The sequence below is a fragment of the Paenibacillus sp. EKM10P genome, from assembly GCF_011800655.1.
Lineage (GTDB): Bacteria > Bacillota > Bacilli > Paenibacillales > Paenibacillaceae > Paenibacillus > Paenibacillus polymyxa.
Genome location: NZ_JAALET010000009.1, coordinates 157,997 through 177,382 on the forward strand (window position 1 = coordinate 157,997; position 19,386 = coordinate 177,382).

19 protein-coding genes are annotated in these 19,386 nt (G+C 49.6%); 18 read left to right on the forward strand and 1 reads right to left on the reverse strand.

Going from position 1 to position 19,386, the window contains the following annotated elements:
- The first annotated feature begins 34 nt into the window (after nucleotides 1–34).
- Nucleotides 35–1,648 carry a helix-turn-helix transcriptional regulator gene (locus HFE01_RS19475; protein ID WP_243208224.1) on the forward strand — a complete coding sequence of 538 codons (1,614 nt, stop codon included), beginning with the start codon at nucleotides 35–37 and terminating at the stop codon, nucleotides 1,646–1,648.
- A 165-nt stretch (nucleotides 1,649–1,813) separates the two neighbouring features.
- Here the strand turns inward: HFE01_RS19475 and HFE01_RS19480 are convergent, their stop codons facing one another.
- Nucleotides 1,814–3,592 (reverse strand): M4 family metallopeptidase, encoded by a 1,779-nt coding sequence (locus tag HFE01_RS19480; RefSeq protein WP_167438355.1) that lies wholly within the window; start codon nucleotides 3,590–3,592, stop codon nucleotides 1,814–1,816.
- Nucleotides 3,593–4,148: 556 nt separating this feature from the next.
- Here HFE01_RS19480 and HFE01_RS19485 point away from each other — a divergent pair.
- The 17 genes from HFE01_RS19485 to HFE01_RS19565 all read left to right on the forward strand — a co-directional run bounded on the left by HFE01_RS19485 (nucleotide 4,149) and on the right by HFE01_RS19565 (nucleotide 19,366).
- Nucleotides 4,149–5,087 carry a glycosyltransferase family 2 protein gene (locus HFE01_RS19485; RefSeq protein ID WP_107734695.1) on the forward strand — a complete coding sequence of 313 codons (939 nt, stop codon included), beginning with the start codon at nucleotides 4,149–4,151 and terminating at the stop codon, nucleotides 5,085–5,087.
- Complete coding sequence (locus HFE01_RS19490; protein WP_107734693.1) at nucleotides 5,084–6,019, forward strand: glycosyltransferase family 2 protein; 936 nt, start codon at nucleotides 5,084–5,086, stop codon at nucleotides 6,017–6,019. Before HFE01_RS19485 ends, HFE01_RS19490 begins: the two co-directional genes overlap by 4 nt.
- Nucleotides 6,016–6,807, forward strand: coding sequence for a glycosyltransferase family 2 protein (locus HFE01_RS19495; protein ID WP_107734691.1), 792 nt, complete (start codon nucleotides 6,016–6,018; stop codon nucleotides 6,805–6,807). Before HFE01_RS19490 ends, HFE01_RS19495 begins: the two co-directional genes overlap by 4 nt.
- Nucleotides 6,804–7,535: a sugar phosphate nucleotidyltransferase gene (locus HFE01_RS19500; protein WP_107734689.1), complete on the forward strand. Its 732-nt coding sequence runs from the start codon at nucleotides 6,804–6,806 to the stop codon at nucleotides 7,533–7,535. Before HFE01_RS19495 ends, HFE01_RS19500 begins: the two co-directional genes overlap by 4 nt.
- Nucleotides 7,536–7,607: 72 nt before the next feature.
- Nucleotides 7,608–9,074: a glycosyltransferase family 2 protein gene (locus tag HFE01_RS19505; protein ID WP_107734687.1), complete on the forward strand. Its 1,467-nt coding sequence runs from the start codon at nucleotides 7,608–7,610 to the stop codon at nucleotides 9,072–9,074.
- A 118-nt stretch (nucleotides 9,075–9,192) separates the two neighbouring features.
- Nucleotides 9,193–9,480: a nucleoside-diphosphate sugar epimerase gene (locus HFE01_RS19510; RefSeq protein WP_107734686.1), complete on the forward strand. Its 288-nt coding sequence runs from the start codon at nucleotides 9,193–9,195 to the stop codon at nucleotides 9,478–9,480.
- Between the two features lie 29 nt (nucleotides 9,481–9,509).
- On the forward strand, nucleotides 9,510–9,842 hold the full coding sequence (locus HFE01_RS19515; RefSeq protein WP_044787308.1) for an alpha-helical endospore appendage domain-containing protein: 333 nt from the start codon (nucleotides 9,510–9,512) through the stop codon (nucleotides 9,840–9,842).
- Nucleotides 9,842–10,192 (forward strand): hypothetical protein, encoded by a 351-nt coding sequence (locus HFE01_RS19520; protein ID WP_107734684.1) that lies wholly within the window; start codon nucleotides 9,842–9,844, stop codon nucleotides 10,190–10,192. Before HFE01_RS19515 ends, HFE01_RS19520 begins: the two co-directional genes overlap by 1 nt.
- Nucleotides 10,140–10,499, forward strand: coding sequence for a FliH/SctL family protein (locus tag HFE01_RS19525; protein WP_049789276.1), 360 nt, complete (start codon nucleotides 10,140–10,142; stop codon nucleotides 10,497–10,499). The genes HFE01_RS19520 and HFE01_RS19525 overlap by 53 nt, the downstream gene beginning before the upstream one ends.
- A gap of 182 nt (nucleotides 10,500–10,681) precedes the next feature.
- The gene (locus tag HFE01_RS19530) at nucleotides 10,682–11,773 is read left to right on the forward strand and encodes a CgeB family protein (protein ID WP_019688496.1); all 1,092 of its coding nucleotides are present in this window, start codon (nucleotides 10,682–10,684) and stop codon (nucleotides 11,771–11,773) included.
- Nucleotides 11,774–11,806: 33 nt separating this feature from the next.
- Entirely contained in the window at nucleotides 11,807–12,940 is a 1,134-nt protein-coding gene (locus HFE01_RS19535; RefSeq protein WP_016820073.1) for a CgeB family protein, read from the forward strand.
- 61 nt (nucleotides 12,941–13,001) lie between these two features.
- Nucleotides 13,002–14,651 carry a glycosyltransferase gene (locus HFE01_RS19540; RefSeq protein ID WP_019688494.1) on the forward strand — a complete coding sequence of 550 codons (1,650 nt, stop codon included), beginning with the start codon at nucleotides 13,002–13,004 and terminating at the stop codon, nucleotides 14,649–14,651.
- Nucleotides 14,652–14,772: 121 nt separating this feature from the next.
- Nucleotides 14,773–15,864: a non-hydrolyzing UDP-N-acetylglucosamine 2-epimerase gene (gene wecB, locus HFE01_RS19545; protein WP_107734680.1), complete on the forward strand. Its 1,092-nt coding sequence runs from the start codon at nucleotides 14,773–14,775 to the stop codon at nucleotides 15,862–15,864.
- Nucleotides 15,857–16,843, forward strand: a complete 987-nt coding sequence (locus HFE01_RS19550) for a polysaccharide biosynthesis protein (RefSeq protein WP_016820076.1) — start codon at nucleotides 15,857–15,859, stop codon at nucleotides 16,841–16,843. Before wecB ends, HFE01_RS19550 begins: the two co-directional genes overlap by 8 nt.
- Nucleotides 16,840–17,694, forward strand: a complete 855-nt coding sequence (locus HFE01_RS19555) for a dTDP-4-dehydrorhamnose reductase family protein (RefSeq protein ID WP_107734679.1) — start codon at nucleotides 16,840–16,842, stop codon at nucleotides 17,692–17,694. The genes HFE01_RS19550 and HFE01_RS19555 overlap by 4 nt, the downstream gene beginning before the upstream one ends.
- The gene (locus HFE01_RS19560) at nucleotides 17,655–18,653 is read left to right on the forward strand and encodes an NAD-dependent epimerase/dehydratase family protein (protein ID WP_107734677.1); all 999 of its coding nucleotides are present in this window, start codon (nucleotides 17,655–17,657) and stop codon (nucleotides 18,651–18,653) included. Before HFE01_RS19555 ends, HFE01_RS19560 begins: the two co-directional genes overlap by 40 nt.
- Entirely contained in the window at nucleotides 18,650–19,366 is a 717-nt protein-coding gene (locus HFE01_RS19565) for a glycosyltransferase (protein ID WP_017427324.1), read from the forward strand. Before HFE01_RS19560 ends, HFE01_RS19565 begins: the two co-directional genes overlap by 4 nt.
- The last annotated feature ends 20 nt before the right edge of the window (nucleotides 19,367–19,386 follow it).

Sequence of the window (19,386 nt, forward strand, 5' to 3'; positions counted from 1 at the left end):
AGTCGTCTCATTTTCAGTACCTTGGATTTGTTTAATGTTCAGTTATCGCTACTATCTGCTTACTGAGATGGTTTTGTTTGGCGGAGTGTGCTTCTACTTAACCTTATTATTTCCGGCGGCATATCTTGCATTTTTAATGCCAACTTTCATGATCGCGGCAAATAGTGCTCATAAATCATTCCGTTGGTCAGGTTCGATCACCATTGTTTTGTTTCCGTTGCTCATTGCAATATTTTCCCCAGGAACAGATCTATGGGCGATTATCCCACAAATCGGTCTGGCTTTTGCGATGGGATTTTCCTTTCACTTACTCGTTTCTAATTACCGCCAAAATGAAATTATTCGCAATCAGAAGCTTGTGCTGGAACAGTACCTATCTCAGATTGAGCAGATTACTTTGTTGGAGGAGCGCGATAGACTTTCCAAAGATTTGCATGATACGATGGGGCATTCCTATACCTCGATCATTATGGGGTTGGAAATATTGCGTACGGAATTAGGAACAAAAGATGGAGAGCAGAAAATCGACTCATTATTGCAATTGGCCCGTAACAGTATGGAGGAAGTGAGAGCCTATTTGCATCAAATAGATTCACCACAAGAATCGCTTCCCTTGACTGTTACTTTGCAACAATTAGCAGAGGAGTTCCAGAAACATGCAAAAGTAAATGTACGCACTCGAATAATAGGGGAAGAGTACATAGTCTCCAAACAAGCGAAAATGACGCTTTATCGGTGCTTGCAGGAATCGCTGACTAATGCTGTACGCCACGGACAATCCACCGAAATCATTGTGTCACTGCATTTTGAGCCGCAACAGACGAGATTGGATGTACAGGATAATGGCCGCGGAGTGGGGGAGTGGAAGGATGGCTTCGGATTAACTGCAATGAAAGAACGTGCGACACAGTTGCAAGGGAGAGTCACTGTATACTCCGAAAAAGGCGAAGGGACGTTCATCTCATGTGTGTTACCCAGACTGGTACAATTGTCCGATGAACGAATCCGCTTGTGTATCGTCGATGATCATTCGTTTATCCGAGACAGTCTCCATACCATCTTGGACGGACAGGAGGACCTAGAGGTAGTGGGGGTGGCCGAAGATGGGGAACAGGCTGTGGAATTGTGCAGAAGCCTGAATCCGGATTTAATATTAATGGATTTGGAGATGCCCAATCAGGATGGGATTCGAGCAACCCAAATAATCAAGGAGACATGGCCTGACATTCGCGTCCTCATCCTGTCAACGTTTCAGGATACAGAGAGGGCGAAGGAAATCATGCGAAGCGGCGCTGACGGCTATTTGCTGAAATCCATAGAATCGCGTGAACTGGCTGAAACGATTCGCCTCGTCTATCGGGGAGGCACGGTAATTAACCAAGATTTGTTCCATAGAATGTGGGACGGAAATGATGATGAAGAGTCAGTCGGACCGAGGTCAGATGGAGAAGAGTATGGCTTAACGAAACGTGAACTAGAGGTTTTGAATCTTTTATCTCAAGGAAACCGTTATAAAACAATTTCTGAGAAACTTTACCTATCCAACGGGACAGTAAGAAATTACGCCTCCACTCTCTATGACAAGCTGGGAGTCAACAATCGAGAAGAAGCTGTGCAAAAAGCAAGAGATACAGGATTACTTTTATAAGAGAAAAGGACGCCCCTTTGAGGGGGCGCCATAAATAGGGGGGAAGGGGTGCAGACTTGTACACTGCACCCCTATTTTTCGTCCATGGTATGGGCAGAGCCAAGTGACAGTTGCACAATGGCAAAGGTCTATGGACGAGAAAATGAGGAGGATCGTGTATATGATTTAGTTTACGCCTACAGCGTCAAAAGACTTAGCAGCTGCAGTTGCTTCTGCTGAGTTCGCCCCGTACAGATCTTTTGCGGCTTGGATCACAGCAGCACGTGCGTTGGAGAAGTCGGAAGAAGAAGTCAGGTAGTTCGTAAAGGCACTATAATAAATTTGCACCGCAGCATCGCGGCCAATTCCATTTACAGTAACGCCATGGAAAGTACCGCCTTGTGCCAACAAGTAGTAGGCTTTATTGATAATACCGCTGTTTGTATGAACGCCGCCGTTATCGGAGCTGCCTTTATACAGGTTGGAATAGTGATCTGGTTGATCGTACAGAGTAGGATTGGACATTGAGCGAAGAGCATCGCCTGCAATGTTTGGCGTATAAATATCATCGCCTACAAGCCAGTTTTTGCGTTGAATGTCATTACCGATAACGTCCGAGAAAGCCTCATTCAATGCGCCGGACTCTCCGTAATATTCCAAATTCGAAGTATATTCTGTGACACCATGTGTAAGTTCATGCCCTACTACATCGGGGTCCCCGCTGAAGGCGATAAATGTGCTACCGTCTCCATCTCCATAAGTCATTTGGGAGCCGTTCCAGAAAGCGTTGTTGTAGCGGCTGCCGTAATGGACTGTCGAACGGAGTTGCAGACCACGTCCGTCAATGCTGTTGCGTCCAAATTTGGATTTATAGTAATCATAGGTTTTGGCAGCATACGCATGGGCATCCACACCGGCTGGATCATTCCATACATTATCAGCATCTGTCAAAAGGGTGCCTGGGATGCTTTGGCGGTTGGAGGCCGTGTAAGTCACGATACCGTTACCGCGTGTGGTATCTTTTAACTGGTAGCTACTGCCGGAAGCGGTAGTAGTGAACGATTTGGAATCACCAAGCACACCTTTACCTGTGCCTGTCGCTTCATTAATGATGTCATACTGGAATACGATGCTGCCGTCATTGGCATCAATAATGTAGCGGGTACGCAGTGGGGCAGGTTCTAAAACATTAACTTCTGTCACATAAACTAGCAGCAGGTCATCCCCTTTAGGGTAGTAGTAGAGTTCTGCTTTAGGATCTACTTCAGGCTGTAGATTAGCGATTTTGGCAATGGAACTTTTTTCGGCCTCCACTGCTTCAATTTTGCTATCTTTCAGGACAGATGCCTTATCAAGACTCAGCTCGTCCTTATCAACAGAAAGCGTTTTGTCGTTGTTAGATGCTTCGGCGTAAGTATCTTTACTTACACTGCTTGGCTCCTCAGCGTCTTTAGAAATAGTATCGTCGGAGGTAGGGAGGGCTTCAATCCGTGCAGCTGCTTCTTTATATGCGGTGTAAACCGCTTCAGAAGCGCTGATTTTTGGAGTTGTACCTTGCGTAGCTTCTTCCTGCTGATCCTCATTAATCACCGCTCCTAAGTAAGAGGTGACTTCACCAGATTTGCCCACATGAATAGTTTGCTCAGCTCCATATACGGGAATCCCGTTTACATACTGCTTCAGTCGATAATGGCTCACACCGGACTTGTCGCTTGTCCGATCAACGATTCGGAATTGTTCACGTACACTGGAGCTATCCACCCCCAGTAACGATTTCTTTTGTCGATTCAAATAGCTCCATACAATGTCGTCCCCTGATACCGAGGAAGGAGCTTTCCATTGCTCGGCGTGGAAGGTCGGTGTAAGCTGTGCTGGTCCCGAAACGGAACTCTCCGCAGATGCACCAGACGCCACAGACCCTAATAACATAGCTCCTCCAAGAAGCGAAAACCATACTTTTTTCATAAAAATTCACTCTCCTCGATTAATGTCAGGACGAATTATCCTGCTTTGAATAAGGCATTACGCCATTTATGTAGGTCGTGTTGTCGTCTGGAATAGAAGAATGGAACATGAAGAGAAATACCGAAGTGTTTTTCATGAAGCGTGCGTGAAAAGAGGGTACTGCATTTGAAGCAAGTAGCCTAAAAAGGTAACAAACTCCTCCCTTCCTGTCGTATAAAAAGATAGTGGAATAAAAGCGGATAATGGAAAAAAGTTGCCTTATGCAAAAAAAACAAAAGTTGATTTTTCGAACTCCCATCATCTGGCTCTGATATTAGCACAGAGAATGACGGACGAGAAGATCTATGTAACAAATTTATCCAAAATGATTCTTTAGACCCTAAAAACTCATTTATTTAATAGGAATAATAAGTTTTGTAAAATAAAGTCGAAAATTGCTGTGTCGAAAAGACTCCACGCTTGCCGTTACACACGGCTTTTGGACCGCATAGGTTATGTTGAACTGTCCTAATCATGCTGTTCATCTATACAGCAGCAAGGGAGGTGAGACGGGAGCATGAAAAAGCGTGGAAGAGCTGGATTCAAGATTAATCGGAGGCGGCATTCAAGGGCTTATTATCATTCTAAGATGTGGCTGCCGTACCGAATGCCGAACATGGATAAGAAGCCGATAGTCTCTGACAAGAGCGATGTACTCGAAACGGTGAGAGGGGCACAAATCGGCGAAGCGCGGCCATCTGAACCATCATCAGCGGGAAAGATTATCGTATCTGTCATTATTCCGGCCATGAATGAGCAAAGAACAATCGGAGCTGTGATTCGCGAAGCGCGCCATGTCCATCCACATACAGAGGTTATCGTCGTTGAGAACGGATCACACGATAGAACGGCGAAGGTGGCTGCGGCGGCGGGGGCTCGTGTACTTTCCTTCCCGGAACCGCTCGGACATGATGTTGGCCGTCGTATTGGAGCGGAAGCGGCATCCGGACAGATCCTGCTTTTTCTGGATGGTGATATCGTCATTCCCTGCGTCAGACTTCGGCCATTTATACAGGCCGTAAGTGCAGGAGCGGATGTGGTGCTGAATGATTACCATGGACCTGTGAATCGCACGCCCATACATCCTGTAGTTGAGGCAAAGCATGTATTGAATATCTTGTCGAATCGTGCTGATTTAGGGGGAGCCTCTATGACTGGCATTCCACACGCCATAAGTCAAAAGGCTTTAAAGGAAATAGGTCTACAGTCCTTGGAGAAACCTCCGCTATTTCAAGTGATGTCCATCGTCTCCGGGTTGCGAGTGGTGACTGTACATGGAATAGCTGTCGGTAGAATGAACGCAACACGTAAAAAACAGAACGGCAAGGACCCGCTGGCAGGTGTAATTGTCCAGGATCACCTGGATGCCATTGCCTGGCTTACATCACGTCTGGGAGCACGTGCGGGATATACGGATTTGGAGCGCAAACGGATCAGAGATGAGGTGAAAACGTGACTAGAGCGTATCGCAGAAGAAAGCGTGAAGACCCGGGCTGGGGGCTAAGACGTGTACAGCGAAAACGAGAAACAACGGCTTCGATGCATAGCCGCAGGGTGAGAAAGCTCTCACCTCGGGCAAAAGAAATGCCCGAAGTCCATCTGACTGAGGAACGTGAAGCCTCCAGTGATATTGTATTGCAGGGGACCGCAGCAGCCGTGGTCAGCGTCTGTAATGAGGAGACTACGATTGACCGGGTACTGGGTGAGCTGGAAAAACTTCCGCTTGCGGATATCGTGGTCGTATTAAACGGCTGTACGGATGGTACGCGCTCCGCCGTAGCCAAACGTCATCCTGGCGCGACTCTCGTCGACGTACCGGGTCGTCTGGGGCATGATGTTGGCCGTGCGGTAGGCGCACGTCTGACGCAGGCTGATATTATACTGTTCGTGGACGGAGATTTGCCGATCCCAGCGTCTGATTTGCTGCCTTTTCTTCAAGCGGTGGATCAGGGAACGGATGTGGCGCTTAATGATCTGGGCAGACATTTGCCGCCTTATACCCAGCAGGACAGCGTCACACGGTGTAAAGGGTTTCTGAATCGCGTACTGCGCAGGTCCGATCTTGGAGCAAGCTCATTGACCGCTGTACCGCATGCATTATCACGGCGTGTGCTGGATCAACTTGGGCCAGCCGTGCTTGCGGTACCGCCGAAGGCCCATGCGATGGCGATTCTGCATGGCATGATCGTGGCAGCCGTACATGCTGTCGATGTGATTAAAACAAACCGCAAGCGGACCTTCAATGTCGGGAAAGGGAACGCTATGGAGCAGTTAATCATCGGCGATCATGCTGAGGCGCTGACGGCCGTGTTTCAGGTAGCCGGGTATTCTCCGTTAGGGCCTGTTCCAACACGGGTAGACGTTGCCAAAGGGAGGAATGCACGATGAGTCTGACGAGCATCATTATTCCGACTTATAATGGCCTGCATTTATTAAAGCCGTGTATCGAGGCGATTCGAACACATACGATAGATGCACCGTATGAAATTATTGTTGTGGACAACGCTTCGAATGACGGGACGGATGATTTTTGCGCATCTGAGCGGCTAATCAGCATACGTCTTCCTGAAAACAGGGGCTTTCCAGCAGCTTGTAATAGGGGGCTCCGACTGGCTTCGGGTGATCAATTCGTCATTTTAAACAATGATGTGACGGTTACACGGGGATGGCTATCGAATATGTTGGCTGCTTTGCATAGTGAAAGCACAGTGGGATTGGTGGGACCGGTGACGAATTACGCCAGCGGTATTCAGCAGATTCACGGAATAGAAGGAGATATGGCCAGCTGTCTGAGGTATGCGGAGCAGAATAATGCAAGTAATCCCTCCAGATGGCAAGAGGTCAAGCGGTTGGTCGGGTTTTGCCTGTTATTCCGTCGTGAGCTGATGGAACGGATCGGATTGCTGGATGAACGGTTCAGCCCCGGACATTATGAGGATGACGACTATTGTCTGCGTGCACGCGTGCATGGCTACAAGCTGCTAATGTGCAATGACTGTTTTGTCTATCACCAGGGAAATGCGAGCTTTTCGCGCTCGGAATCTTCCTGGCTCGAAGAGCTGGTCGAGCGGAATTATCGATTATTTTTAGAAAAATGGAGCGTAGATCCCAGAGTGTTTATCGAAACGGGAATCCCATGCACTGAACATGCTGTCGAAGGAGGAAGGAAGATATGAAAGGGGTTATTCTCGCAGGAGGAACCGGGTCGCGCCTTCATCCGTTGACTACATTACTCAACAAGCATCTGCTTCCGGTCGGCAAGTATCCGATGATCGTATATGGTATTGAAAGGCTGCGACAAGCGGGGATTACCGATATGCTCATTATTATTGGTAAACAATCGGCCGGACTGTACACTGATTTTTTAGGCAGCGGCAGTAATTATGGTGTCCAATTGACATACCGGATTCAAGAAAAAGCGGGTGGCATTGCGGAAGCACTCGAATTGGCAAGAAGCTACATGCAGTTAGAAGAGAAGTTTACTGTTTTGCTAGGTGATAATTTGTTCAAGGAAGACTTGGGACCTGTCATCGAACGCTTCAAACAACAACCACCGGGGAGCGCCAGAGTCTTGCTGAAAAAAGTGGCAGATGCCCGTCGTTACGGGGTACCCGTGTTTGATCCCGAGCGCCCGGAGAGCATTACGCGGATTGAAGAGAAGCCGCAGCATCCCCAGTCCAAATATTGCGTTACGGGTATCTATATGTACGATACTGCCGTATTCGATAAGATCCGGGAAATAACGCCTTCAGCCCGTGGTGAGCTTGAGATCACCGATGTTAATAACTGTTATGCTGCTGAAGGCAAGCTGGAATATGATATTTTACGGCGCTACTGGAGCGACGCAGGAACCTTCGATTCCCTTCAGGAAGCTGGAGTGAAGATGAAGGGACTTCTACCTTGATTTCAATGAAACACCATCCAGCCGGGCCAGGCATATAGTATAGGCATAATGCCACCCGGAGGAGTGAACGGCATGAAACGCCTGAGTACGCAAAGGAAACACAGCAAACGGCTCGGAAGGAAGGGCTATTGGTCAGGATATAACAGGGGCCAGGAGCAAGGCAGGAAATTGGGTCAGGCTTCGTTCGGCAAGGTTTTTGAAGGCGTAAGTATTATCATTGTGTCCTGCAATCAGCTTCAACAGCTCCGTGCTTGCATTCATCATATTGAGGAGAATACGAGCCATCCTCACGAAATTATTGTAGTGGACTGCGGCTCGACGGACGGGACACCTACCTATTTGCTCCGTAAAAGCATCGCTGTACGCTATGCGCTGCTAACAAAGGATGTTCAGATGATCGGCAGTCTGAATCAGGGACTGATGATGGCCAAAGGTACAACTATTGTTGTACTGGACCCAAACTCGATGGTGACTCCTGGCTGGCTGGACCGGTTGATGGGCTGTTTATACAGCGATTCGCGTATGGGAGTTGTCGGCCCTGTAACGAATGGTCCATTCGGAGAACAGCAGATTGAGGTTCCTGATATGAATGAAAATGAAGTGCGTCCATTTGCCATGGCCCATAATATTCCCAACCCGGATGCATGGCGAGAGACTGAAAGCCTGGCGTCATTTTGTCTACTACTGCGCAGAGACACTTTGATAAAGACGGGATATTGGGATGAAGGCTGCCACAGTATTGAGGAAGCCCATGCAGATTGGCTGCTGCGTGCTCGCTTGTTGGGGATACGTATGGCAATTGCCGGAGATGCGTTTATCCATTTTGCAGAAAGTGATCGGGATACGGTTTATGGTTTTCCTCAAACGACCGGAAGCATCGGTTCAACGGAGGAAAGGAGCCGGAACCGATCCTTTTTTGTCCAAAAGTGGGGGGACGCGGATAAGCTGTTCCACGACCCGGAATATGGATCAGCAGAGCCGCACGGCCAAGGAGGATTATCAAGTAAGGAAACCCACTTATCAGCAGCAAGTTTTTATCCCGTCGGAGCGCTTGTTCAGGGACCGTCCGGGGCAGTATTTCGGATAGAGCCGGGAAGTAGACGGCGGCTGCATGGAGCCAGTGATGCGGGAGATAAACATGTGCGTCTCGTTAGAGTGTCTCAGCTTGATTTGTTGGCGCTTCCCTTGGTAGGTGAGCCGGAGGCGACGGTCTCCGGCAGCGCTGACGCCCCGCCTGTAGCTGTGGCGCCTGAGGAACCCTTGCCCGTGCTGGTGGCTCCTGAGCTGGGGAACATGTCCATGTTGCCCACACTTCATATCCCGGCTCAACGCAAACGATGGATTGAGTTACTGTATGCTGAAGGTGGGCAACTGTACCAAATCGGCAACGGCTGGAAAAGACCGTTCCTTACCCTCTACGCTGTGATGAGCTGGCGGGCTGAGGACTATCCAATTCAGTTTTTGTCCTCCGAAGAATTGTCGGCATTGACGGAGAAGCAGCCTATTATTGCTCCACCGGTGTTGCGAGGGCATTTGTGATGATCGAATAGGCTTTTTTAGGCGGAACCGACTACTCGCTGCGGCATACGCTGTAGTAGCGGAAAGCCCGTAGGTATTTCGTGCGTTCCGCACGGCGGAACACATAAAGGAGGGGCTTATGCATAACGAGTTAGATGATTTGCTGATTCATATTTCGCACTCGCAGCAGCAGATGTCTAGGCTGTTGGATGCGGAACGGCAGGTGGTCGTGCGCATGGCACAGATCATACATGAACTGCCGGATGAGGAGCCGCGTTTTGATGGAATTCCGGGCATTATGGATAGCTCGGGACAAGTAAACAAAAGCATTGTTGCCTATTTGAACGGTATTGCCGACCTTCAGGAAGCAATGGCTGAAATGCTCGTTCGTGTCGTGAAGGAGACGGCATACTCGGAAGAGGAGTAGTGTAACAATCGAGGGTAGGGAGTGAACACATGAGTAGGGAAAAAGCAATGATTCACATGCTGGACGCAGCCTCTAAGATGCAGCGGAATGTGTCTATGATTTTGGAGGCCAAGGCAGTCGAAGCAGAAAAAATGCGTAATTGGACGCTGAATCATCTGGCGCCTCACGCATTTGACACCGATGAAGAGCAGTTGGGACGGCCTTTGGAAGTTCACGAGCAGATGGTGGAAATGCTGGAGGGATTAACCCGGCTTCAGACTGGACTATGCAGCAACCTCAAAGCATTGCTGGACCAGGATGAGCAGCAGGGCGGCGGAATGGAAGGGATGATGGGAGGCATGGGCTCGGGGGATATGAACTAATGAGCATGAGGCGTGAACGTGAGATTAAGCTGGATATGATGGAGTCTATTGCTGCCAGCCAGCACGCCGTTGCCCGGATGCTGACCAGTCTTGCGGACTTGACGCCCCATGTGGATATGTCGGCTCCCCGTCTGGAAGAGACCATCCGTATACTCAGCAACTATCAGGGAGAAATCACGAAAATGTTGGCGGGTATTCCTTTAAGAAGACAGGTATATGGGAAACCGACGAAGCCGTGGCTCCATGTGCCTGTTCAAAAAAATGAAACCCAGACGAGAAAGCAAAGGAGGAATGAAAATGAGTACAAGGTGGGAACGCACAACTCGAGACAAAGCCCGCAAAAGACGTAAAGATGCCCGGCGTTCTAGCATTCGCAGATTAAAACGGAGAAGAAGACGTCTGCTTGCTCTTAGACGCCGTAAAAGGGGGCTTCATTCAGTGCGTAGAAGACGTTCTCTTCTGCGGCGGCGGAAAAAACCTCAAGCTAATCCAGCCGCAGCTCCTTCTGCGGAGAACCCACAGCCCGCTCCTGTTGTATTGGAGCATGACCCGCAGGCATTCCAGCAGGGATATGATGCTGCTTACAATGAGGGTTTCAATTCAGGCTTTGCCAAAGGTTATGAAGATGGCCACCAGGTCGCTTACAAGGCACAGTAAACTATGAAAATCATCTATTACGGTTAACCCCCCGAAGCCTAGCAGCTTCGGGGTTATTTGCGTTTCGGTAGTTGGACGGGCAAACGCCAATTTTGTCCGGGCAGTGGCAGTCGTCCATGATGCGTTTGACCCCTGTGCATATAGTTTAGGAGTGACAGAAGTTTATCCTACAACAGGACAGGGTGAAGGATGTGAATGATCAACGAAGCGGAAATGAACGCGAAGCACACCGATGCGGCTATCGGGAAGGGCGCAGAATGGGCGGTTGCACGGCTGCTCTGTCACAGGTCGTGGCAATACAACCTGCTGTTCGCCAGTTGAAAGTGTTGTATATTCCGCAAGGTTTCGCAGCTATAGACACAGGTGTGCAAGAAGCATTGAGCCAAATATGCAGCTCGTGCGCCATCGGTACTCCTGCCACGATGCTGGCTGACGCTGAGGCTCACCGTCCAGACCTCTTATTGGTCATGAACGGGCTGCATGTTTTTCCAGCGGATCATCTGGAACAGGTACAACAAATACGAGCCATGGGCATTCGGACGGCCATATGGTTTGTAGATGATCCCTACTTTACGGAGGATACGGCGTTGATCTGTCAATCCTACGATGTCGTTTTTACGCATGAAATTTCTTGTCTGCCGTTTTATCGGGATCAAGGAGTAACGAGGGTCCACTATATGCCGCTTGCTGTGTCAGCCCGTATCTTTTATCCACGTCGGGTAGAGCGTGAGCATCAGCATGATATTTGCTTCATTGGGAATGCCTTCTGGAACCGTGTGAAGCTGTTTGACTACCTTGCTCCCTTCTTGGCGGATAAAAGAGTGCTGATCGTAGGTGGGCACTGGGATCGGCTAACCCGGCGGGATGTGCTGGAACGCTTTATCCGTCCGGGTTTTATGGAACCGGAAGAGACCGCTCAATACTATAACGGCTCCAAAATTGTTATCAATATGCACCGCCCGACAGACCCCGGACTGGATAATCGGAATACACACCAGTTGTCAGCGGAGTCCATCAATCCTCGGACATACGAAATTTCTGCTTGCGGAACGCTTCAAATGACGGATGTGCGAAAGGATCTGAGCCGTTATTACCAACCAGGCTATGACATTGAGACCTTCTCGGGAGCAGAGGAATTGAAAGTGAAGCTGGACTACTATCTCAAGCATGACTGGGAACGCGAACGCATAGCCTGGCGCGCACTGCACACAACCATGCAAAAGCATAGGTACTCGAATCGTATGGAAGAATTGCTGGACAAGGCGATGGCCTAAAGTAAACACCATAAACAGTGAGGAGTGAAAGTGATGACGATATCTACGACAGGACCGTATGACCCAGCTGTTCACCAGACGGCGGCGGCCTCCTGGGAGAAGGGGAGAGCTGCGGGAATCCATGACGGATACGACGAGGGATACCTGCGCGGACGTGCTAACGCGATTATGTCGCGAACCAAAGCAACGTTCCCTTCTCGACAGATCCATGTACTGTATGTCGTCTCGGGCAAAGGCCTTCCGTATTCTCCGCTGGATGAGGCGGTCATTACCACGTTGCAGAGCATGACGGCTCAGGTTACCGTAACAGACCCGCGCCAGCCGGTAGGAGATATTGCCGCTCAGCTTCGTCCGAATCTGATGCTGGCACTGGATGGGATGGATCTACCGTTAGAACAGGTGGCTGCAGTACGCCAGTTGGGCATTCCCACTGCCATCTGGCTGACGGACGATCCCTATTACACCGATACGACGACCAAAATTGTGACGAATTATGATTATGTGTTCACCTTAGAAATGAACTGTATAGAACTGTATCGTCAGTTGGGTTGCACGTCTGTGCACTATTTGCCCTTTGGGGCATTTTTGACTCACTATTTCCCACTCAGCTCGCCTGCTTCAGTCCGGCGTGAGATTGGATTTACAGGCTCAGCCTATTGGAATCGCATCTATTTCTTCAATCCGATTATGCCGCAGCTCATGGCTCGTAACATTAAAATCAACGGAATCTGGTGGGATCGTCTCCCGGATTATCAGTCGTATGGTGACAAAATTGAGCTGGGACGCTGGATGTCTCCGGCTGAGACAAATGATACGTATAACGGCAGCAAAATCGTAATTAATCTTCATCGTTCCCACCAGGATGATTCAGTGAACAACAACTCACTGAAAATTCCGGGGGTTTCGCCAAATCCTCGCACGTTTGAAATTTCCGCCAGTGGCACGTTGCAACTGACGGATACAAGAGACGATCTGGCTCGTTTTTACAAGCCAGGCGAAGAGATTGAAACTTACAGTTCTCAGCAGGAACTGCTGGAGAAGGTTGAGTTTTATTTAACGCATGAAAAGGAGCGCCGTGAGATTGCTCTGCGTGCGCTGGAACGAACCCTGCGGGAGCACACGTATGGTCACCGGATTGACCAACTGCTATCGGTCATATTCCCTTAAGGCCATTCACACGTCCGATGGTTGCTATTTTTAAAGGAGGTGAACTCCGATCAAGCCGAAAATGATGCTATTCAGCCATGTCAGCAACGTTCGCAGTATTACAGGGGCGGAAAAGCTGCTGCTGCAATTTTGCCTAGATGTTCGTACGTATTTCGATTGCATTCTGGTAACGCCTGGTGAAGGGCGGCTAACCTCAATGGCCCGCAAGCGTGGGATCACTGTCCAGATTCAGAATCTATTCATGCTGCATGGCATGTATACCCCGTACGAGGGATTGGCGCAGGATGCGGAGAATTTGCGGAATCATGTGGCGTACGCGCCGTTGCTCCAGATGCTTGGGCAAGCTCGGCCTGATGTGGTGCTGGTCAATACCTGTGTGAACGTCATGCCAGCTATGGCTGCCCAAGAGCTTAATATTCCGGTGATCTGGAAAATAACTGAGGTCATTAATCAAAATGCGCATACGCCAGTTTCTGTCTCCATTATTGAGCGCTATAGCCAATGGGTCATCGGCATTTCGCAAGCGGTTATGCGTCCTTTGTATGGCGGGGGATTGACACGTCAGCATACGGTGTTGTCTCCATGTCGGGATATGGAAATGCCGTCTCCCAAAGAGCATGTGCTGGAACGGAAGAGGAAACGTGAAAAGCTGGGACTGCGGGATTTTCATATCTGCATTGGTTATATTTCATCTTTTATCTACGAAGCCAAAGGGCTGTTGCCTTTTGTCCAAATGGCTCTAAAGCTGTGTGAAACCAATTCGCAGTGTCGTTTCTGGATCATCGGCAGCTCAGTGGACTCCGAGTATTACGTAAAATGTGTCTCTTTGATTCGCCAGTCCCGTTATAGCCGCCGCTTCCAGTTCAGTTCATTCGAGGAGTCCGTCTCCACAGCCTATAGCGCAATGGATATTGTTGTGATTCCTAGCATGGTGGAGGAGGGCTTTGGTATGACGGCCCTGGAGGGTCTGGTTTACGGCAAGCCTGTAGTAGCCTTTGCTCAGGGCGGGCTTGTGGAATTGATGGAGGCTACTGGAAATACAGATTTTTTGGTAGAGCCGGGAAACAGCGACATTCTGGCGCAAAAAGTAGGCTACCTGCTCGATCATCCCGAGGAAATGGAACGAATTGGTGTGCGTAACAACAGTGCGGCTACGCGTGTGTACGGACCCGATTCCTACCGAAGCAGTCTGCACGTCATGGTCAGTCAATGGGTATGTCATCATCCGCATTGGTTCCCATTGATTCAGCAGCCGGGTGGACCGGTATGGACGAGGGAAAGCGAAGGACTGCGTCAGGTCACTGCTATACCTGAGGCTTATGCCCACACTGTTAGAGAATTTCCCGAATCGGTGGTTAATCAACTGCCGGTGCTGGGCCTGCCGCCAATTGAATATGCAGCTATTCAGGGCTTGCCACAACCAGCTCCCCCTTTGCCTGAGGCACCATCTGAGTTGCCTCGCCGCAAGCGTAGTATTCGGGCAAGATGGCCAAAGGGACGCAAGCATACCAGACTGCGGAATCGCAGGTACAAGAGAAGCGCTGGCAGAAGCCGTCTCAAGAAAATTCACGGGTCCCCGTTATATCGAAGATCCAAGTCCAAACAGAAGCTCAAGCGGAAACTCAAACTCCTGTCACGGCGATCCAAAGCGCACAAGCAGAAGCGAGTCATACTCAAGGCTAGACAGCATTCCAAACAACGGTCCGGGTGAATATACACCGGACCGTTGAGATGAACGTTAAGCCGGAGCACAGCCAGTCTGCTGGATGGCTATTATTCATTGAACTCCACAGTTCTATGAAACAACGACAGCAAAGGTGGGTTCCAAAACCATGAAAATATTGACCGTGCTCGGCACAAGACCGGAGATTATACGGCTCAGCCTGATTATTCCGAAGCTGGACCATTATGCAGATGAACATGTGCTTGTGCATACGGGCCAAAATTATACGGAAAGCCTGAGCGGACAATTCTTCCGCGAGCTGGGTTTGCGCGCCCCGGATTATGTGCTTCAGGAGAAAGCGGGAACGCTGGGCAAACAACTGTCTGCCATGTACTCGCAGATGGAGGACATTTTAAACAAGGAACGCCCGGATCATGTACTTTTGCTAGGTGATACGAACAGCGCCTTATGTGCCCTGCTTGCGGAACGTATGGGTTACCCCGTTGTGCATATGGAGGCAGGGAACCGCTGCTATGATCTGGATGTGCCAGAGGAGAAGAATCGGCGCGTCATTGATGCGATTTCTACCATTAATATGCCTTATACAGAGCAAAGCAAGCAGCATCTACTACGCGAAGGCTTTCCAAGCCAACGAATTATACTGACTGGAAATCCGATCTATGAAGTAATGCAACACTATGAGAAAGAGGTATCCGGCAGCGAAATTCTGAAAAAGTTAGGACTGTCGCCTGGAGAATATTTCCTGGTCACTGCCCACAGAGCTGAAAATGTCGACCATCCGCCGCATTTGCTGGCTATTTTGGATGGTCTAAACCGGGTAGCCCGGCAGTTCGGGCAGCGTGTCATTTGCAGTATTCATCCCCGCACGGCCGCCCGGATCGCAAGCCACCCGCCGATCCAGCTTGATCCGCTGGTAGAATTCCACGAGCCGTTCGGTTTTTTTGACTTCGTTCTGCTGGAGCGACATGCCCGCTGCGCTTTGACGGACAGCGGTACCGTACAGGAAGAATGCTGTGTCATGGGGGTGCCGACGGTCACGATGCGTCGCACGACCGAAAGGCCGGAAACGGTAGATTGCGGCAGCAATATCGTGTCCGGTCTTGATGGCGAGGTTATAGCCAATGCGGTAGCCTTAATGACCGGGATATCTCATAAGTGGCAATGTCCCGCAGGCTATCTGGCGGAAGATGTGTCGGATAAGGTAGTAAAATTTCTGCTTGGAGGGAAACGGCATGTTTGAAAACAAACGTATCTTGGTTACCGGCGGTACCGGCTCCTGGGGGCATGAGCTGGTTGCCCAGTTATTGCCGCGTAACCCCAAAGAGGTCATTATCTTTTCACGCGGAGAATCGAGTCAGGTTGCAATGAACAGGCAGTTTGAGGATGAACGGCTCAGCTTCTGTATTGGGGATATTCGGGATAAGGATGCGCTGACTACCGCTTGCCAAGGAGTAGACTATGTATTCCACTTGGCGGCTCTCAAGCACGTACCTGTCTGTGAGGATCAGCCCTATGAGGCGCTCAAAACGAATGTCGTAGGCACCCAAAATGTGATCGAGGCCGCTGTTGCCAATCAGGTAAAAAAGGTCATATATATATCGACTGACAAGGCGGCCAACCCTTCCAATTTTTATGGTATGACGAAGGCGATTGGAGAAAAACTGATTGTTTACGCCAATCTGCTAAATAGTGATACACGTTTTGTGACGGTACGCGGCGGTAATGTTTTGGGTACAAACGGAAGCGTGGTGCATTTGTTCCAAAGCCAGATTCGCCAAAAGGGCAAGGTTTTCATCACAGATATGAACATGACCCGCTTCTTCCTGACCTTGCGTGATGCCATCAGTCTACTGTTCAAAGCTTCCGTAGAAAGCGTGGGCGGCGAAATTTTTATCATGACCATGCCAACCTGCCGTATTGTGGATTTGGCTGAGGTGCTCATTGAGGATTCAGGCGTGGAAAATGTAGAAATCATAGAAAAGGGCGTCCGTCCCGGTGAGAAAATACACGAGATTTTGATGAGCGACTTTGAAAGCCTGACAACGGTAGTATATGACGAGCAATATTTGGTCATTCTCCCGACACTGAATATTCCTCAATTAAAGGACCGTTATAATCAGTGCCCTCCGGTATCGTTCAGCAGCTTTAGTTCGGAATTCAATTTGATGTCAAAAGAGGAGATTCGAAGCATTCTCCAAAGCGGGGGGTTCATCAAATGAAGCTGCTTATTTTGGGCGGGAACGGCATGGCAGGCCATGTTCTGGTTAAGTATTTTCAAAACCAGAGCGGGTATAACGTGTTCTATACCACCCGTGATTCCGCAAATAAGGGCGGTCTCCTGCTGGATGTAAAGGACAGCTTTATGGTGGAGCAGCTGGTACGGAGTGTACAGCCAGACGTAATTATTAACGCGGTTGGCGTACTCAATCAATATGCCGGGAAAGATCAGATTGCGGCATACCAAATCAATGGATTGCTGCCGCATCTTCTCCGGCAGACGGCGGACAGTATCGGTGCCCGATTGATTCATATCAGCACGGATTGCGTATTCGAAGGAAAGCGGGTTCCTGGCTTATATGAGGAGACAGATCAACCTGATGGGACAAGTGCCTATGCTTTGACGAAAATACTCGGAGAAGTAAAGGCGCCACGGCATCTGACCATCCGTACCTCTATTATCGGACCGGAGATTCGGTCAGGCGGGATTGGCTTGCTGCACTGGTTCTTGCAACAGAGCGGAGAAGTTGACGGATACCGCCGGGTCTTTTGGAATGGAGTCACAACGCTGGAATTAGCAAAAGCGATACAAGTGTTGATGAATGAGCCGTTGGACGGACTCATTCATCTGGTTCACCCTGAACCGATCAGCAAGCATGATTTGCTGCTTCTGTTCAAAGATATCTGGAAGAGAGAGGATATTCGGATCGTGCCGAAGGATGAGCCGGTGCAGGACCGGACGCTTCGTTCTACCCGGGCCGATCTGCTCTACGATGTTCCTCACTACAGCATCATGCTGAAGGAGCTGCTGGAATGGACAGAAGCACAGCGGAACAACGTCGGCCAGTCATAGCCATTACCGGAGCGGCGGGCTATACCGGGATGCATGCCTGCCGCTATTTTGCAAAACTTGGCTGGGAGGTGGCAGCGCTGACTCGCACTGCCGCTTCTGCTACAAAATTGTCCTCACAGACTGAAAATGATGGGGATTTCAGCCTGGAAGCGGGCACACGTGGCTGTATTACACCTTATGTGTGCGACTTGCTCGACAAGAAACGTCTGGGCGAAGTGATTCGACACATTGCTCCGGATTATGTGCTTCACCTGGGTGGCAAAAATTCCGTACCTGAATCTTGGCAGAGTCCATTGCTATATATGGAATCCAATGTACTGTCCACCCTGTATCTGCTCGATGTACTGCGACCTTTCCCCCAAGCCAGAATTGTTGTTGCGGGTTCTCGGCTAAAGACGGCTTTACAGGCACCATACCATCCAACGCATCCATACAGCCTTAGCAAAAGCATTCAAGAGGCAGTCGCGCTCTCGTGGGGCGCGCTGTTCGAGCAATCTGTCATGTTGGCAGAGCCTTGCAACCTGATTGGCCCGGGTCCATCCACCGGTTTTTGTGCATTACTCGCGGGGTATATCGTTCGGACAGAACGCATGAAAGAGCAATTCGTAACGGAGGCAGCCCCGTTTCGCGTGTCTTCCCGACATGCGCAGCGTGATTTTCTCGACGTTCGTGATGCAGTTCGCGCCTATGGCGTGCTATTGGAAAAGGGAGTGCCAGGCCGAATTTACTCGGTCTGCACAGGCCGCATTGTGGAACTGGGAGATATCGTGGAACGTATGGTTGCGCTGGCGAAAATATCTATTCCCATACAATGGGGAGATATAGCCGAGCCAGCGGCAACGGAGGCATATCGGGCGCAGGAGCTGGAGGAGATGGGCTGGAAGCCGACCATACAGCTGGGGCAATCGCTGGAGGATATGATTCAATACCGCCGAGCTGGAAAGGAAGGAACGATATGAGACCAAAAGTAACGATCGTCATTCCCTTTTATAACTGTGCATATGTGGATCAGGCTTTGCAAAGCGCATTGGAACAAACCTATGGGCCGCTTGAGATTATTGTCGTCGATGACGGGTCCACCACACATGTTAATATGCTTCAGCCCTATCTTCCCTATATACATTATTTGGGCAAATCTAACGGTGGAACAGCCAGCGCTTTGAATCATGGTATCCGGCATGCCAGCGGTGAATATATTGCGTGGCTCAGCTCCGACGATACCTACCATAGGGACAAAATTAATAACCAGGTTTCTTTTATGATCGAACAGGGTGCATACATCTCTCATACTAATTTCAATTTTATCAATCAACACAGCCAAGTCACAGCCTATCAGGCAGCTGCTGTATTTCCGTCCCTGACGGAGTTTTACCGTTTTTTCCAGCAGGGGAATCCGGTCAATGGATGTACGGTGATGTTCAAAAAGGAGCTGTTTGCACATATCGGTTTGTTCGATGAACTGCTGCCGTACACCCATGATCTGGATATGTGGTACCGAGTAATGCTGGCAGGATATCCATTTCCTTTTCTGAACGAGTCCTTGGTTAACTACCGCTGGCATGATGAAATGGGAACCAAAAAATATTGGCCTGCTGTGGAACAGGAGTACAACATCACCCAAGCACGTTATCGAGATCGCTTCAGTCAGATGTTGGGCGGTTTATCCTCATGAAGCGAAAGTTTGTCAGGGGG

Bases quoted from the DNA above. Each gene is read 5' to 3' on its own strand.
- HFE01_RS19475 (WP_243208224.1), top strand. From the start codon at position 35: ATGTTCAGTTATCGCTACTATCTGCTTACTGAGATGGTTTTGTTTGGC.
- HFE01_RS19480 (WP_167438355.1), bottom strand. From the start codon at position 3,592: ATGAAAAAAGTATGGTTTTCGCTTCTTGGAGGAGCTATGTTATTAGGG.
- HFE01_RS19485 (WP_107734695.1), top strand. From the start codon at position 4,149: ATGAAAAAGCGTGGAAGAGCTGGATTCAAGATTAATCGGAGGCGGCAT.
- HFE01_RS19495 (WP_107734691.1), top strand. From the start codon at position 6,016: ATGAGTCTGACGAGCATCATTATTCCGACTTATAATGGCCTGCATTTA.
- HFE01_RS19500 (WP_107734689.1), top strand. From the start codon at position 6,804: ATGAAAGGGGTTATTCTCGCAGGAGGAACCGGGTCGCGCCTTCATCCG.
- HFE01_RS19505 (WP_107734687.1), top strand. From the start codon at position 7,608: ATGAAACGCCTGAGTACGCAAAGGAAACACAGCAAACGGCTCGGAAGG.
- HFE01_RS19510 (WP_107734686.1), top strand. From the start codon at position 9,193: ATGCATAACGAGTTAGATGATTTGCTGATTCATATTTCGCACTCGCAG.
- HFE01_RS19515 (WP_044787308.1), top strand. From the start codon at position 9,510: ATGAGTAGGGAAAAAGCAATGATTCACATGCTGGACGCAGCCTCTAAG.
- HFE01_RS19520 (WP_107734684.1), top strand. From the start codon at position 9,842: ATGAGCATGAGGCGTGAACGTGAGATTAAGCTGGATATGATGGAGTCT.
- HFE01_RS19525 (WP_049789276.1), top strand. From the start codon at position 10,140: ATGAGTACAAGGTGGGAACGCACAACTCGAGACAAAGCCCGCAAAAGA.
- HFE01_RS19535 (WP_016820073.1), top strand. From the start codon at position 11,807: ATGACGATATCTACGACAGGACCGTATGACCCAGCTGTTCACCAGACG.
- HFE01_RS19540 (WP_019688494.1), top strand. From the start codon at position 13,002: ATGATGCTATTCAGCCATGTCAGCAACGTTCGCAGTATTACAGGGGCG.
- wecB (WP_107734680.1), top strand. From the start codon at position 14,773: ATGAAAATATTGACCGTGCTCGGCACAAGACCGGAGATTATACGGCTC.
- HFE01_RS19550 (WP_016820076.1), top strand. From the start codon at position 15,857: ATGTTTGAAAACAAACGTATCTTGGTTACCGGCGGTACCGGCTCCTGG.
- HFE01_RS19555 (WP_107734679.1), top strand. From the start codon at position 16,840: ATGAAGCTGCTTATTTTGGGCGGGAACGGCATGGCAGGCCATGTTCTG.
- HFE01_RS19560 (WP_107734677.1), top strand. From the start codon at position 17,655: ATGGACAGAAGCACAGCGGAACAACGTCGGCCAGTCATAGCCATTACC.
- HFE01_RS19565 (WP_017427324.1), top strand. From the start codon at position 18,650: ATGAGACCAAAAGTAACGATCGTCATTCCCTTTTATAACTGTGCATAT.